The 15164-nt window shown below is 64.5% G+C and carries 14 protein-coding genes; 10 read left to right on the top strand and 4 right to left on the bottom strand.

What is annotated here, in order from left to right; genetic code table 11:
- Positions 1-65: 65 nt before the first annotated feature.
- The 5 genes from BMI87_RS05090 (at position 66) to BMI87_RS05070 (ending at position 7002) form a co-directional block, all read left to right on the top strand.
- Positions 66-1304, top strand: a complete 1239-nt coding sequence (locus tag BMI87_RS05090) for a Coenzyme F420 hydrogenase/dehydrogenase, beta subunit C-terminal domain (RefSeq protein WP_078520110.1) — start codon at positions 66-68, stop codon at positions 1302-1304.
- Entirely contained in the window at positions 1301-2464 is a 1164-nt protein-coding gene (locus BMI87_RS05085; protein ID WP_078520109.1) for a polysaccharide pyruvyl transferase family protein, read from the top strand. Before BMI87_RS05090 ends, BMI87_RS05085 begins: the two co-directional genes overlap by 4 nt.
- Positions 2464-3324 carry a glycosyltransferase family 2 protein gene (locus BMI87_RS05080; RefSeq protein ID WP_078520108.1) on the top strand — a complete coding sequence of 287 codons (861 nt, stop codon included), beginning with the start codon at positions 2464-2466 and terminating at the stop codon, positions 3322-3324. Before BMI87_RS05085 ends, BMI87_RS05080 begins: the two co-directional genes overlap by 1 nt.
- A gap of 133 nt (positions 3325-3457) precedes the next feature.
- The gene (locus BMI87_RS05075) at positions 3458-5599 is read left to right on the top strand and encodes a right-handed parallel beta-helix repeat-containing protein (protein ID WP_078520107.1); all 2142 of its coding nucleotides are present in this window, start codon (positions 3458-3460) and stop codon (positions 5597-5599) included.
- Positions 5599-7002: an O-antigen ligase family protein gene (locus tag BMI87_RS05070; protein WP_078520106.1), complete on the top strand. Its 1404-nt coding sequence runs from the start codon at positions 5599-5601 to the stop codon at positions 7000-7002. The genes BMI87_RS05075 and BMI87_RS05070 overlap by 1 nt, the downstream gene beginning before the upstream one ends.
- On the opposite strand, the gene BMI87_RS05065 is transcribed toward BMI87_RS05070, so the two are convergent.
- The 3 genes from BMI87_RS05065 to BMI87_RS05055 form a co-directional block, all read right to left on the bottom strand.
- Positions 6999-7982: a glycosyltransferase family 2 protein gene (locus BMI87_RS05065; protein WP_078520105.1), complete on the bottom strand. Its 984-nt coding sequence runs from the start codon at positions 7980-7982 to the stop codon at positions 6999-7001. The two genes, BMI87_RS05070 and BMI87_RS05065, sit on opposite strands and share 4 nt — an antisense overlap.
- Before the next feature lie 11 nt (positions 7983-7993).
- Positions 7994-8554 (bottom strand): acetolactate synthase small subunit, encoded by a 561-nt coding sequence (gene ilvN, locus BMI87_RS05060; RefSeq protein ID WP_075775634.1) that lies wholly within the window; start codon positions 8552-8554, stop codon positions 7994-7996.
- Positions 8555-8640: 86 nt separating this feature from the next.
- Positions 8641-10386 (bottom strand): acetolactate synthase 3 large subunit, encoded by a 1746-nt coding sequence (locus BMI87_RS05055; RefSeq protein WP_078520104.1) that lies wholly within the window; start codon positions 10384-10386, stop codon positions 8641-8643.
- Positions 10387-10485: 99 nt separating this feature from the next.
- On the opposite strand from BMI87_RS05055, the gene BMI87_RS21990 reads away from it, so the two are divergent.
- From BMI87_RS21990 to BMI87_RS22480, 5 genes are all read left to right on the top strand, one after another.
- Positions 10486-10704 carry a hypothetical protein gene (locus BMI87_RS21990; protein WP_134330847.1) on the top strand — a complete coding sequence of 73 codons (219 nt, stop codon included), beginning with the start codon at positions 10486-10488 and terminating at the stop codon, positions 10702-10704.
- 230 nt (positions 10705-10934) lie between these two features.
- Positions 10935-11507, top strand: coding sequence for a TRAP transporter small permease subunit (locus tag BMI87_RS05050; RefSeq protein ID WP_078520103.1), 573 nt, complete (start codon positions 10935-10937; stop codon positions 11505-11507).
- Positions 11507-13255: a TRAP transporter large permease subunit gene (locus tag BMI87_RS05045; RefSeq protein WP_078520102.1), complete on the top strand. Its 1749-nt coding sequence runs from the start codon at positions 11507-11509 to the stop codon at positions 13253-13255. Before BMI87_RS05050 ends, BMI87_RS05045 begins: the two co-directional genes overlap by 1 nt.
- Before the next feature lie 76 nt (positions 13256-13331).
- Entirely contained in the window at positions 13332-13502 is a 171-nt protein-coding gene (locus BMI87_RS22485) for a hypothetical protein (RefSeq protein ID WP_098411498.1), read from the top strand.
- A gap of 99 nt (positions 13503-13601) precedes the next feature.
- Complete coding sequence (locus BMI87_RS22480) at positions 13602-13769, top strand: hypothetical protein (protein WP_158522199.1); 168 nt, start codon at positions 13602-13604, stop codon at positions 13767-13769.
- A gap of 75 nt (positions 13770-13844) precedes the next feature.
- Here BMI87_RS22480 and BMI87_RS05040 read toward each other — a convergent pair whose 3' ends face one another.
- Complete coding sequence (locus BMI87_RS05040) at positions 13845-14957, bottom strand: TRAP transporter substrate-binding protein (protein ID WP_078520101.1); 1113 nt, start codon at positions 14955-14957, stop codon at positions 13845-13847.
- Positions 14958-15164: the final 207 nt, after the last annotated feature.

Genomic DNA, 15164 nt, shown 5'->3' with positions numbered 1-15164 from the left:
CAGCCAAGCCTTGCCAGATTCACGGCTTTGCTGTTCAACTCCTTGAAAAACCAGATCGGCCGAGCATGACCCATCACAGCCCCATTTCGACGCCTTCGAGCGAGGCGCTCGCCCACGTCGCGGCGGGCGATCTCTGCGCGGGCTGCGGGCTGTGTGCCGGGGTCGCGCCGCAGGAGATCGCGATGGCGCCCGATGCGCGCGGCTTCCTGCGCCCGGTGCAAAGCGCCGAGATCAGCGCGCGAGCGGAGACCGCGATTGCCGCCTGCTGCCCGGGCTTGGGCCAGAGCGCGCAGCGCGTCGCGCCCGGAGAGGAGCCGCTCTGGGGGCGGTTCATGGAGATGAAGAGCGGTCACGCCACCGACGCGGACCTGCGCCATGCGGGGGCCTCGGGCGGGGCGCTCTCGGCGCTGGCGCTGCATCTGCTGCAATCGGGTCGCGTCGATGCCATAGCGCAGATCGAGCCCGACCCCGACAACCCGATCGGCAACCGGATGCGGCTGAGCACCACGCGCGACGAGGTTCTGGGGGCGGCGGGCTCACGCTATGCGCCTTCGGCCCCGCTGGCCGATCTGTCGTTGCTGATCGCGGACGGGCGGCGCTTCGCGGTGATCGGAAAGCCTTGCGATGCGGTGGCTTTGCGGGCGCTGGTCGCGCGCGATCCGAAACTCGCACGGAGTTTCCCGGTGATCCTGTCCTTCTTCTGCGCGGGCGTTCCCAGTGCGGAGGGCGCGCGGGAATTGCTGGCGGAAATGGGCGCACCCGAGGATCAGCTGGCGGGCTTTCGCTATCGCGGCAATGGCTGGCCGGGCAAGACGGTCGCCGCGCTGCGTGATGGCTCCACCCGCGAGACGAGCTATCACGCGGCCTGGGGCGGGGTGCTCTCGCGCCACATCCAGCACCGCTGCAAGATTTGCGCCGATGGCACCGGCGTCGCCGCCGATCTGGTTTGCGCGGATGCGTGGGAGGCCGACGAGGCGGGCTATCCGTTGTTCGAGGAGGCGCCGGGGCGTAGCCTGATCGTGGCGCGCACGCGCTTGGGGGCCGAGATATTGGCCGAAGCCGAAACGGCAGGAGCCGTGGAAACCACGCCGTTCGATGTGGCGGAACTGGCCGCGATCCAGCCCGGTCAGCGCGAACGTCGCCGCGCCCTGTTCGCGCGTCTCGCGGCGCTCAAACTGATGGCCCGCCCGATCCCGCGCTACGAGGGGATGAATCTGCGCGCCTGCGCATTGCAGAACCCGGTCACGCGGAACCTGCGCAATTTCGCGGGCACGATGCGCCGTGTGTTGCGGGGCCGAAAATGAGCCGCACGCTGCGCGTCTGCCTGATCTTCCACTCGACGCGCTCGGACAATCTTGGCGTCGGCGCGCTGACCGTGTCGGAGATCGCCCTGCTGCGCGATCTTGCCGCCAAAGCGGGGCGCGAGATTGCGATCACCGTGCTCGACTGGAAGGACCGGCGCGCGCCTTATGTGGCAGGCGACGACTTGCAGCTGATCGAGGTGGATGGCGCGTTTCTGAAATCCCCCAAAGGGTTGTGGGTCGAAGTTAAGGCAGCCGATCTGGTGATCGACATCGGCGGCGGCGACAGTTTCGCGGACATCTACGGCACCTCGCGGCTGGTGAAGATGTTCTGGATGAAGTTCGCCACCCATCTCGCGGGCACGCCTCTGGTGGTTGCGCCGCAGACCGTGGGACCCTTCACCAAGGGCTGGTCGAAGCGGCTGGCGCGGATGAGCCTCAACCGTTCTGCTTTGGTGGCGGTGCGCGACGAACGCTCGCGCGCGGCGCTGGACGATCTGGGCTATCGCGGCGCGCCGGTTCTGGCCTCCGATCTGGCGCTGCGGCTGCCTTTTGATCCGCCCGCGCCGCGCGACGCTGGGCCGGTGCGCGTCGGTATCAACGTCTCGGGGCTGTTGATGGCGGGGGGCTATCACGGGGGCAACGATTTCGGGATGGCGCTGGACTATCCCGCGCTGATCGCGCGCGCGATCAACTGGTTCAAGGGGCAGGGGGCCGAGGTCCATCTGGTCCCGCATGTGATCGTGCCCGAAGGCCCGATGGTGATCGAGGATGACCTGCGCGCCTGCGAGGTGCTGGCGGCCGAGCACGGCGTGATCTGCGCACCTGCCTTCGCAAGCCCGTCCGAGGCGAAGAGCTATATCGCGGGGCTCGATTTCTTCACCGGGGCGCGGATGCATGCCTGTATCGCGGCGTTCTCCTCCGGTGTCGCTGTGGTGCCGCTCGCCTATAGCCGCAAGTTTGCGGGGCTGTTCGGCGCGCTGGGATATGACCACACGGTCGATGCGACCTCGGCGGATGCGGATGCGGTGATGGCGGCGCTGGAGCAGGGCTTCACCAATCGCGGCAGGCTTGCGGCAGAGGCGAAGGCGGCGCTGGTGCGCGGGATCGACCGGCTTGGGGCTTATGACGCGGCGCTGCTCGAGTTGATGGAGGCGCTGTGATGGCCGAGGCCGCGATCATCATTCCGCATTACAACGACGTCACGCGGCTCTTGCGCTGCCTCGAGACGCTTGCGCCGCAGCTGGATACGCGTTGCGAGCTACTGGTGGTCGACAATGGCTCGACCGATGATCTGGGCCCCGTCCGCGCCGCCTATCCCGACCTGCGGATCGTGACCGAGACCAAGAAGGGCGCGGCAGAGGCCCGCAACCGCGGCGTGGCGGAGACGACGGGGGCGCGGCTGTTCTTCATCGACAGCGACTGCGTGGCCGATCCCGATTGGATCGCGACCGCGTTCGCCGTGGCCGGGCAGGGCGATCTGGTTGGCGGGCATGTCTTCGTGTTCGACGAGACTCCGCCCCCGCGTTCCGGCGCGGAGGCCTTCGAGACCGTCTTCGCATTCGATTTCCGCCGCTATATTGAGGAAAAAGGGTTCTCCGGCACCGGCAACCTGCTGACCCGGCGCGATGTCTACGAGGCCACCGGCCCCTTCATCGCGGGGCTGTCGGAGGATCTCGACTGGTGCCGTCGGGCGACCGCGAAGGGCTATTCGCTGATCTATGCCGACGGGCTGCGCGTAGGCCATCCGTCGCGGCAAAACTGGGCGGCGCTGTCGCGCAAATGGCGGCGGCTGACCGAAGAAGGCTTCGGCGTGAACGGGTCGAGCTTGTCCGCGCGGTTGCGCTGGGGGGCGAAGGCACTCTTGATGCCTGTCTCGATCCTCGCCCATCTGCCCAAGGTGCTGCGCCACCCCGATCTGCGCAACGCGACCGAGCGGTGGCGTGCCGTGGCGACGCTCGCGAGACTGCGGCTCGCACGGATGGGCTGGATGCTGCGGCAGGCGATTTTCGGGCGGCTTTAGCGGCGCGAAGGCCACAATGGCGATGTGCAAGGTTTAATCTGGGTTAAAGCGCTTGCTGCGTCGATCTTCCTCACGCTAGCGTGACGTCAAGATATCAGAGCCGCAAAAAGCGGCCCGGAACAGGCAGGCAGCGATGGAGCAGATCGCATTCACCACGAGGCATGCAGCCCGCGTCGGACGGCGTGGGCTTTTGGCCGTCGGTTTTCTGGTGCTCGGGGCGTGGCCCGCGATAGCGCGCGACTGGCAGGTCTCGGATACGGCCGGGCTGGCGCGGATCGGGGCGAAGCTGGCGCCGGGCGACACGGTTCTGATCGCGCCGGGCGACTATGACGCGCTCGATCTGCGGGGGCTGACGGGGCGCGAGGACGCGCCGATCACCTTCCGCTCTGCCGATCCGGACAACCGGGCGGTGATCGCGCAGATGAACCTGCGGGAAGTCAGTCATGTCGTGATCGAGGCCGTGACCTTCGATTACCGTTACACCGAGGGCGACCGGTCCAACTTCCGCCCGTTTCAGGTCTTCACCACCCGCGATCTGACGATCCGCAATGCGCTGTTCGATGGGGACCTCGCCCCCGCCGATCCCGATCTGATCGAGCAGGGCCCGCTGCCCACGGCCTTTGGCCTCGCCGTACGCGCCTCGACCGGGATCACGGTCGAACGCTCCGAGTTTCGTCGCTTCTACCGTGGCGCGATCTTCACTGACTGCACCGATCTGGCGGTGATCGCCAACGACATCCATGACATGCGGATGGACGGGCTGAACTTCGCCCAGATCGAACGCGCAGAGATCGCAAACAACCACATTCACGATTTTCGCCGTGCCGTCGCCTCGGGCGATCATGCCGACATGATCCAGTTCTGGACCGCCGGGACCGAACGGCCCAGCCGCGACATCGCGATCACGAACAACCTGCTCAATTCCGGCGAGGGCGGCTTCACCCAGTCGATCCTGATGCGCAACGAGCTGGTCGATCGCGGCAAGGCGGGCGCGGAGATGTTCTACCGCAATGTCGAGATCAGTGGGAACGTCATCATCAACGCTCATCTGCACGGGATCACGGTGGGTGAGGCGGAGGGCGTGAAGGTCGCCAACAACACGCTCATCCATGACGTCTATTCCGAGGGCGAGAAACGCGATCCGGTTCTCTGGATCCCGCAGATCCGCGTGGCGCGCGACGCCCGCGCCGTCGAGATCGCCCGCAATGCGGTGAGCGAGATCGCAGGCCCGGCGGGGCAGCCCGACTGGAAGCTCCGCGACAACCTACTGATTCAGGACATCACGCCGCAGCGGGCGAGCTATTACGACCAGCTCTTCGTCGCCGCACGCACCGGTGCGCCGCGTGAGATCATGAATTACGCCTATCTTCCGGGTGGGGCCTTGGCCGGGAGCGGGATCGGTGCGCCGATGCTCGATATCCTCGGCGGTCCGGACGCGTTCCAGCCGGTCATGCGGTTCGCGCGCAGCGAGGGCGGCGGCACCACGCTGCAATTCGACGCGCGCGAGAGTGTGCTGCCCGAGGGGGTGGATCCTGCCGAGGTTGCCTATCGCTGGCAGATCGACGGGCAGACCAGTCTCGACGGCGCGCAGGTGCCGGTGGGCTTCCGCATGCCGGGGCGGCACAAGGTGACGCTGTCGCTGACGCTGCCCGACGGGCGGAGCGCGCAGAGCAGCGGCTATGTCATGGTCCGCGACGACCGTATCCTCAGCTATGACCCCGAGCTGGGCCGTCTGATCTCGCATGCCGGGGCGCAGCCGGAGGCGCTCGACTCGATCCCGCTCAGCCCCGGCGCGCTGGAATTCGGGCTCGGTGGCGGAGCCGTGGTGATCCCGCGCGAGATGGTCGCGCCGCTCTACGGGGCGGACCGCTTCGCGCTGCATATGAAGCTGCGCGCGGTGGGCGATTACAAATCCGCCGGAGAGCTGTTGCGCCTGCATCAGTCGCTGATCGTGCGGGTGACGGGGCGCGGCACGTTCCAGGTCGAGTTCTGGCCCGAGAGCGGGCAGCGGCTGTTCCTGCGTACCAAGCGCGTCCCGATCTATGACGGCAAGTGGCACGACATCACCTTCCGTTACGCGTCCGACGATAGCCTGTTCGAGGTGCTCGCGGGCGATGAGGTGATCGGCAAGGGCACCGTGTCTGGGCGGCTCAAGCCGATGGAATATTGGGGCCTCGCGCTGGGCAATCCCTTCGGCAAGGGCAGCTTCCATGGCGAGCTTGAGGCGCTGGACCTGACTGCGAGCCGCCCGGCGGTGAGCGGGGCGATGCGCTGATGCGCGCCGGGGCGATTGGCCGTGCCACTCCGCAACGTGCGCGCCCGACTAGCCGCGCGGGCGGGCGAACCCGTATCGCAGAGACCGCCGCGCTCGCGACCGCGAAATTGCCGTGGCCGGTCTTGCTGTTCGTGCTGTCGATCCTGCTGCCCTTCAAGTTCAACCTCGGCCCGCTTGCGATCACCGGAAGCCGTCTCGTGCTGATGGCCTTCATCCTGCCCGCCTTCGCACGGGTCTTCAGCGGGCGGGCGGGGCGGATACTGCCTGTCGATTGGCTGTTCCTGTTCCATGCGCTGTGGCTGTCGGTCGCGCTGGCGGTGAACAACCCAGACCGGGTGATCCAGCAAGCGGGCTCTGTCGGGCTGGAGGTTCTGGGCGGCTACCTGATCGGGCGCGCCTATATCCGCTCGCGCGAGGATTTCGCGGCGCTGGGCAAGGTGCTGATCTGGTCGGTGCTGATCCTCACGCCGTTCTCGCTTTACGAGACGAAGACCGGCACGACCCTGATCCCGACGCTGATCGACAAGCTGCCGGGGATGGGCACGATCACCTACAACTTTCAGGAGCCGCGCCTGGGGCTGGAGCGGGTGCAGGGCCCCTTCGCGCATCCGATCCATTTCGGGCTCTATTGCTCGGTCGTTTTCGCCTTCGCCTTCGTGGCCTTCGACGGGATCAAGTCGCTGGGCTGGCGGGTGGTGGCGAGCGGACTGATCCTGCTCAACGGCTTTCTTGCGCTCTCCTCGGGGGCGCTTCTCTCGCTGCTGCTGCAGCTGGGGCTGATCGGCTGGTACATCACGTTCGTGCGGATCGAATGGCGCTGGTGGCTGCTGACGGGGCTGTGTGCCTTCGCCTATGTTACGGTCGACCTGCTGTCGAACCGCTCGCCGATCATGGTGTTTCTTAGCTACGCGACCTTCTCGGCCCATACCGCCTATTGGCGCACGATCATCTTCGACTGGGGGCTGAAGAATGTCTGGGCCAACCCGATCTTCGGCATCGGGCTGAATGACTGGGTGCGGCCGTGGTATATGTATTCCGGCTCGATGGATAATTTCTGGCTGGTGATGGCGGTGCGCTATGGCATCCCGGGCTTCCTGCTGGTCACGAGTGGCTACGTCTGGGGGCTGTTCAAGGTGATGTTCCGCGATTTCAGCGGCGATACGCGGATGCAGAATTTCCGCCGCTCCTGGGTGTTCACCTTCGCGGGCATGACCTTCACGCTCTGCACCGTCTATGTCTGGGAGTCGATCTACGCCTTCACTTTCTTTCTGTTCGGCGCGGGCATGTGGATGCTGACCGAGGCGGTGAAGGAGGGGGGCGATGAACCCGAGGATGCGGCACGGCCTGAGGCGCGCGGCACCAGCTACACGCGGTTTGCGCCGACGCATCGCCGGCGCGATTAACGCCCGATCTTCGCCCGTGCATCCGGGCTGAGCATCGCCAGAACTGGCGCGGGCGGGGCCATCCCGAAGAAGCCCCGCAACAGGGCTGCGGCTTCCGCCCCATGCCCCTGGGCCCGCAGCTGCGCGGCTTTCGCCAGCGACCACGCCGCACCGCCGATCAACCCGGCGGGGAAATGGCGGCGCAGGAACATCGCCCGCGCGCGATGCTTGAAGTACTGCGAGAACGGCGAGGCGACCGAGCCCATCCGCTGCGAGCCGATCGCCGTGCCCGCGACGTGATGGACGACCGCGCCTTCGCAATAGGAGATCGGCAGATCGCCCCGGCGCAGCGCCCAGTCGACCTCCTCGTAATAGAGGAAATAGTCTTCTGTCATCGGCCCTGCACGCTCGAGATGGGCGCGGGTGGCGACAAGGCTCGCGCCGGTGACGAAATCGATCTGGGACGGGTCCGGGGCAGGGCTGTCGGCGGGAGCGAACTGATTGAGGTTATGGGTGATTCCGGTGCGCCGGTCGATCACCCCGCCGTCGATCTGGATCGTGCCCGGATCATCGCCATAGACCACCCGATGCGCGATCATCGCGGCACCTCGCGGTCCAGTATCATGCGAGGCGAGAAGGGCAGGCGTCTCGGGCGGCACCACGCAATCGGGGTTGAGTAGCCAGAACCGGTCGAGCGCGGGATTGGCCGCCAGCCGCGCGAGCCCCAGATTGACGCCCGCAGCAAACCCGCCATTGCTCCCCGCCTCGATCAGCGCGATGCCGTCCTGACTCGCCTCCGCAGCTCCCATCAGATCGGGGACGGCTGCGCGGATCACCTCGACCGTGTCGTCGGGCGAGGCATTGTCGACCACCACCACATGCAGCGCCACGCCCGTTGCGGCGCGCAGCGAGGCGAGGCAGGCCGCGATCACGTCCGAGGACCGAAAGGTGACGATGACGACACCCAGAGCAGGACCGGTGGCGGGATGCGGCTCGGCCATGTCGCTCTGGCTCAGGCCCCGCGCGAGAGGGCTGCGACCCCGGTGCGGGCCACCTCGGCCAGACCCAGCGGGCGCATCAGATCGGCGAATGCGTCGATCTTTTCGGGCGTGCCGGTGATCTCGAAGACAAAGCTCTCCAGCGTCGAGTCGACGACATTGGCGCGGAAGATCTCGGCCAGACGCAGCGCCTCGATGCGCTTGTCGCCGGTGCCCGCGACCTTGATCAGCGCCAGTTCGCGCTCGACCGGATAGCCCTCGACGGTGAGGTCCTTCACTTCATGGACCGGCACGATCCGGCCCAGCTGCGCCTTGATCTGGTCGATCACGTTCTCGGTGCCGCGAGTGACGACGGTGATCCGGCTGCGATGGCCCTTATGGTCCACCTCGGCCACGGTCAGGCTGTCGATGTTGTAGCCGCGGCCCGAGAACAGCCCGATCACACGGGCCAGAACCCCGGCCTCGTTATCCACGATCACGGCGAGCGTATGGCTGCGCTCGATCTGGTCGTGGCTGTCGCGCAGGTCGTAAGCGGAATGGCTCGAGGAGCCTTTCTTGATCTTCAGAGCGGCCATTGCCTCTCTCCTTTTCCTAGTTCGGACCCGATCTTCGGCTTGGTCCAAATATCCCGGGGGTCCGGGGGCAGCGCCCCCGGCGTCGCTCACACCAGCGCCGCGCCTTCCTTGAAGACATCGGCATCGGCCGCCAGCAGCATCTCGTTATGCGGCTTGCCGGACGGGATCATCGGGAAGCAGTTCTCGTGCTTCTCCACGAGGCAGTCGAACAGCACCGGGCCGTCATGCTTGATCATCTCCATGATCGCATCGTCGAGATCGGCGGGGTCGGAGACCTGCATCCCCTTCCAGCCGAAGCTCTCGGCGAGCTTCACGAAATCGGGCAGGCTTTCCGACCAGCTATGCGAGTAGCGCTCGCCATGCAGCAGCTCCTGCCACTGGCGGACCATGCCCAGACGCTCGTTATTGAGGATGAACTGCTTGACCGGCACGCGGAACTGGGTCGCGGTGCCCATTTCCTGCATGTTCATCAGCCAGCTCGCTTCGCCCGCCACGTTGATCACGAGGCTCTCGGGATGGGCGATCTGCACGCCGATCGAGGCCGGGAAGCCATAGCCCATCGTGCCCAGACCCCCGGAGGTCATCCAGCGGTTCGGATCCTCAAACCCGAGGAACTGCGCGGCCCACATCTGGTGCTGGCCCACCTCGGTCGTGATGTAGCGATCCATGCCCTTGGTCAGCTCTTCGAGACGCTGCAGCGCATATTGCGGTTTGATCGTCTTTTCGGAGTTGGTGTAGGCGAGGCAGTTCACCTTCTTCCACTCGTCGATCTTCTTCCACCACTTCTCGATCGCGGTCTTGTTCACCTTGCGCCCGCGCGACTTCCAGACCTTGAGCACGTCTTCGAGCACATGGCCGATATCGCCGAGGATCGGCAGGTCGACGGCGATGATCTTGTTGATCGAGGAGGCGTCGATATCGACATGCACCTTGGTCGATTTCGGCGAGAAATCCGCCACGCGGCCGGTGATCCGGTCGTCGAAGCGCGCGCCGAGGTTGATCATCAGGTCGCAGCCATGCATCGCGAGGTTGGCTTCATAGAGGCCGTGCATCCCGAGCATGCCGAGCCAATTCTTGCCCGAGGCAGGGTAGGCGCCCAGACCCATCAGGGTCGAGGTGATCGGGAAGCCGGTCGCGTCCACCAGTTCGCGCATCAGCTGGCTCGCGGCGGGGCCCGAGTTGATCACGCCGCCGCCGGTATAGAAGACCGGCTTCTCGGCGGTCTCGATCAGTTCGACCAGCTTGGTGATCGCGTCGAGATCGCCCTTCACCTGCGGCTGGTAATGGTCGACCTTCGCGGCTTTCGGCTCGGTATAGGTGGCCACCGCGAATTGCACGTCCTTGGGCATGTCGATCAGCACCGGGCCGGGGCGGCCCGAGGTCGCCACGTGGAAGGCCTGATGGATCGTCTCGGAGAGTTTCGCGGGATCCTTCACCAGCCAGTTATGCTTGGTGCAGGGCCGCGTGATGCCCACGGTGTCGGCCTCCTGGAAACCGTCGGTGCCCACGAGGAAGGTCGGCACCTGACCCGACAGCACGATCAGCGGGATCGAGTCCATCAGCGCGTCGGTCAGCCCGGTCACCGCATTGGTCGCGCCCGGGCCCGAGGTCACCAGCGCCACGCCCGGCTTGCCGGTCGAGCGCGCATAGCCTTCGGCCATGTGGATCGCGGCCTGCTCGTGGCGGACGAGGATGTGACGGATGTCGTTTTGCTGGAAAATCTCGTCATAGATCGGAAGGACCGCGCCGCCCGGATAGCCGAAAATTACCTCGACCCCGTGATCCTTCAGCGCCTGAACCACCATCTTCGCGCCGGTCATCTGCCGTGCCATATGCTCACTCCATCCTTGCGCGAGGGCCACGCCGCCCACCGCTACCTGTCAAGCATCCACCTGTCCAAGAAAAAGCCCCCGGCTTTGAGGCGGGGGCGCATGGGAACCTTCATGGTTGTACCGTTACCGGCCCATGCGCTTGGCTCCTACGACGACAAGAAGAATCGCATCCATTGCGGATCCCTTTCGGACTGCTTTGCGCGGACATTAGGATCGGGCGTTGGGGGCGTCAATGCACAAACGCTGAATAAAATGTCGCGGGCGGCGGAATTTCCTTCCCGATTATTGCGCGCCGCGACCTGCGAGTCGCAACTTTGAGAAACCGGAAGAGGCGATCGAGGCGACTGCCGCAAGGGAAGTCGCGGGAAGTTGATCATATTGACGCTTGGTCAGCCCCTAGAACGGCCCCGGAGACCGCGTTTTCTGCCCGATCTGGTCAAGTGAACAGACCAGATGAAGCCTTAATTGCTTGACCTTTGTTGCCCACTCGGCCAATCACGGGCAAAGCCTCGCGCAGGCTTTCGGGACAAAATTAGGGAGGAAGTGAGATGGGCGCTTTGCTGGCCCTTTCACGCGCGATCGACCGGATAAACGAGACCATCGGCAAGGCAGTGTCGTGGCTTATTCTGGTGTCGGTCCTCGTGAGTGCGACCAACGCCATTGTGCGCAAAGCCTTCGACATGTCGTCGAACGCTTGGCTGGAACTGCAATGGTATCTTTTCGGCGCGGCGTTTCTGGGCGCTGCCGCTTACACGCTCAAGCAAAACGAGCATATCCGCATCGACATCGTCTATGGCGCGTTCTCGCGGAAAGTGCAGCACTGGATCGATCTGCTCGGGCATATCTTCTTCCTGATGCCATTCGTCGTGCTGATGCTGTTCAAGCTGACGCCCTTCGTGATGATCTCCATCCATTCGGGCGAGATGTCGACGAATTCGGGCGGTCTGATCCTGTGGCCGGCCAAGCTCCTGCTGCTGATCGGCTTCTGGCAGCTGTTCTTCCAAGGCGTGTCCGAGATCATCAAGAAGATCGGCGTGATGCGTGGGTTGATCGACGATCCCCATGCCGACAGCGCGGGCCATCACGGCCATGATCCCATCGCCGAAGAGGAGGGTCTGTAATGCTCGAGCTTATCGCTCAGAACATGGCCCCGATCATGTTCATCTCGCTGATCGTCTTCCTGCTGATCGGCTATCCTGCGGCCTTCGCGCTTGCGGCCAACGGTCTTTTGTTCTTCGTCATCGGCGTTGAACTGTCGGGTTACTCCGGCGGGACGATCAATCTTGACTGGCCGTTGTTGAATGCGATGCCGCAACGGTTCTACGGGGTCTTGTCGAACGAGACCTTACTTGCCATTCCATTCTTCACATTCATGGGCATCGTGCTCGAGAAATCGGGCATGGCCGAGGATCTCCTCGACACGATCGGTCAGCTGTTCGGCCCGGTGCGCGGCGGTCTCGCCTATGCGGTGATCATCGTGGGCGCGCTTCTGGCAGCGACCACAGGCGTCGTTGCGGCCTCAGTGATCGCGATGGGCCTGATCTCGCTGCCGATCATGTTGCGCTACGGCTATGATCGGAAGGTGGCCACAGGTGTCATTGCGGCGTCAGGGACACTGGCGCAGATCATCCCGCCCTCGCTCGTGCTGATCGTTCTGGCTGACCAGCTGGGCGTTTCGGTGGGCGACATGTACAAGGGCGCGCTGATCCCCGGTATGGTGCTGACCGGCATCTACCTCGGCTATGTGCTCGTGATGTCGATCATCAAGCCGAAGTCGATGCCGGCTCTGCCGAAAGAGGCGCGCACGCTGGGCTCTGGCGTGATGTCGCTCCTGGTGGCGCTGGCCGGTGCGGTCGCGATCTTCATGTTCGCCGAGAAGTATTTCGAGGCGAGCGGGTCGAGCGTCAACAACTCCGAGATCCTCGCAGCCGGTGTGGCCGTGATCGCGATCTATATCGTGGCGTTGCTGGACAAGGCGCTCAAAACCAACCTGATGAGCCGTCTGGCGCAGCAGGTGGTGATCGTGCTGATCCCGCCGCTGGCGCTGATCTTCCTCGTGCTGGGCACGATCTTCCTCGGCGTCGCGACGCCCACCGAAGGCGGCGCAATGGGCGCGGTCGGCGCGCTGGTGCTGTCGGCGGTGAAGAAGCGTCTGACCTTCCCCGTCGTGCGTGACGCGCTGGCGGCGACGACGCGCCTGTCGGCTTTCGTGCTGTTCATCCTGCTGGGCGCGCGGGTCTTCTCGCTCACCTTCTACGGGGTGAACGGGCAAGTCTGGGTCGAGCATCTGCTGACCTCGCTTCCGGGTGGCCAGTTGGGCTTCCTGATCGTGGTGTCGTTCCTGGTGTTCTTCCTCGCCTTCTTCCTCGATTTCTTCGAACTGGCCTTCATCATCGTGCCGCTTCTGGCGCCTGCCGCGCAGGCACTGGGGATCGACCTGATCTGGTTCGGGGTGATCCTGGGGGTGAACATGCAGACCTCGTTCATGCACCCGCCATTCGGCTTCGCGCTGTTCTACCTGCGCTCGGTCGCGGCCAAGGTGCCCTATATCGACAAGGTCACCGGCAAGAAGATGGAGCCGGTGAAGACCTCGCAGATCTACTGGGGCGCCATTCCCTTCGTGTTCATTCAGGTTGCGATGATTGCCATCGTGATCGCCTTCCCGGCCATGGTGATGCACTACAAGGGGCCGCAGGTGGATCTGAAGGATGTCGAGATCAAGCTGCCGCAGATGCCGGGCATGGGCGGGGGCGGCCTCGGTGGCCTGCCGTCGCTGGCGCCTCTGGGGGGCTCGACCTCTGGCGGGTCGGGCTCGGGAAGCGCGGCTCCGGGCGGGCTGCCTCCGCTTCCCACACCGGGCAGCAACTGATCGACCGGAAAATGAAAGATCGGGGCGGCCTTCAGGGGCCGCCCCTTTTTTATAGAGAGAGAGTGGAGGGCGAGGGATGCGGTATCCTCTTTTCGTTATTGTCGGGGTTTCGTTGCTTGCGCTGGCGGGCTGCGGCGAGACCAAGGAACAGCGCGCGGCGACGGGCGGCGTGGCCGGTCTCGTGGTGGCGGGACCTGTGGGAGCGGTCGTCGGAGCCGGACTGGGCGTCGTGACGCGCAAGAATTGACGGCCAGCTAATCGCGGTACTTGGGAACCGCGGCGGGCGTTTCGGCGTCTTGTCCTTGAGGAAGCCGCGCATTGTGGCTGCTATCGAAAGGACGAGAAGATGCGAATTGCGACGATCTTGATGGCGGGCGGCCTGCTGGTTTCGCTCGCGGCATGTGGTGACAACGCGACCGAACGTGCAGCCACCGGCGGTGTCGGCGGCCTCGTGGTTGCAGGTCCGGTTGGCGCCGTGGCGGGTGCCACGGTTGGCGCCGCCACGACGAAGTAAGATTTGTAACCAGACCAATAGAAAAGGCCCCGGGGCGCGAACCCCGGGGCCTTCTCAATTCATACGAGACGCTGCTCAGAGCTTGAGGTTGCCCGCAGCCTGCTGGCGCATCATGAAGTAGTCGAAGTTGAACTCCGACAGCTGCCACCAGCCATAGGCGTCGTTGCGGAATGCGAACTGGCTGTCGTAGATCTTCTTGAACGCAGCGTTCGAGCTGTTGATCTCGGCATAGACTTCGTTCGCCGCGTTGAAGCAGGCTTCCAGGATTTCCTGGCTGAACGGACGCAGCTGCGCGCCTTGGCCCAGCAGCTTCTTCAGCGCGCTCGGGTTCTTGTAGTCATAGGACGCCATCATGTCCGAGTTCGCCGCCTGCGTCGCCGCCGTCAGCGCGATCTTGTAGGCCTCGGGCAGTTGGTCATAGGCGTTCTTGTTGAACATGGCGTGCAGACAGGCGCCGCCTTCCCACCAGCCGGGATAGTAGTAATAGGGCGCGACCTTGTAGAAGCCGAGCTTCTCGTCATCGTACGGGCCGACCCATTCGGTGGCGTCGATCGTGCCTTTCTCGAGCGACGGGTAGATGTCACCACCCGCGATCTGCTGCGGCACCACACCGAGCTTCTCGACGACCTTGCCGCCGAAGCCACCGATGCGCATTTTCACGCCCTTCATGTCTTCGACGGTGTTGATTTCCTTACGGAACCAGCCGCCCATCTGGGCGCCGGTATTGCCGCAGGGGAAGGCCGTGATGTTGTAGTTCGCGTAGAACTCGTTCATCAGGTCGTTGCCGCCGCCATAGTAGAACCAGGCGTTCTGCATGCGCATGTTCAGGCCGAACGGCACTGCGGTCGCGAAGGCGAAGGTCGGATCTTTACCCCAGTAGTAGTAGGAGGCGGTGTGGCAGGCCTCGACGGTGCCGTTCGACACCGAGTCCATTGCTTGCAGGCCGGGGACGATTTCGCCCGCCGCGAAGACCTGAATGTTGAATTTCCCGTCGGTCATGCCCTTGACGTAGTTCGCCATCGTCTCGGCGGCGCCGTAGATCGTGTCGAGCGATTTCGGGAAGGACGAGGTCAAGCGCCACGTCACGGTAGGGGTTTCTTGCGCGATAGCCGGTGCGGCGAGTGCGCTACCAGCAGCTGCGGCTGCCCCGCCAAGCGCACCTTTGCGCAGGAAAGAACGACGATCCATATGGTATCCTCCCAAGTCGTGGATGTCTGTCAATTTTTCTGACCACACCGCTCCATTTATTGCGTTCCCTCCGGTGCGGGCATTGCGGTCACAATACTTGACCGGTTCCGCGTGTAAGCCGACCTGCAAGTAATTTTATGTCGCATATGGTCACAGTTTCGAAAGCTTGCTGCAGTGTGGCAATGCAGGCGCAGAATATCCGTTGGG

It is taken from the genome of Thioclava sp. F28-4, from assembly GCF_002020045.1.
Classification (GTDB): domain Bacteria; phylum Pseudomonadota; class Alphaproteobacteria; order Rhodobacterales; family Rhodobacteraceae; genus Thioclava; species Thioclava sediminum.
The sequence above is the reverse complement of the archived record's forward strand: the minus strand, read 5'-3'. Positions and strand labels throughout refer to the sequence as shown.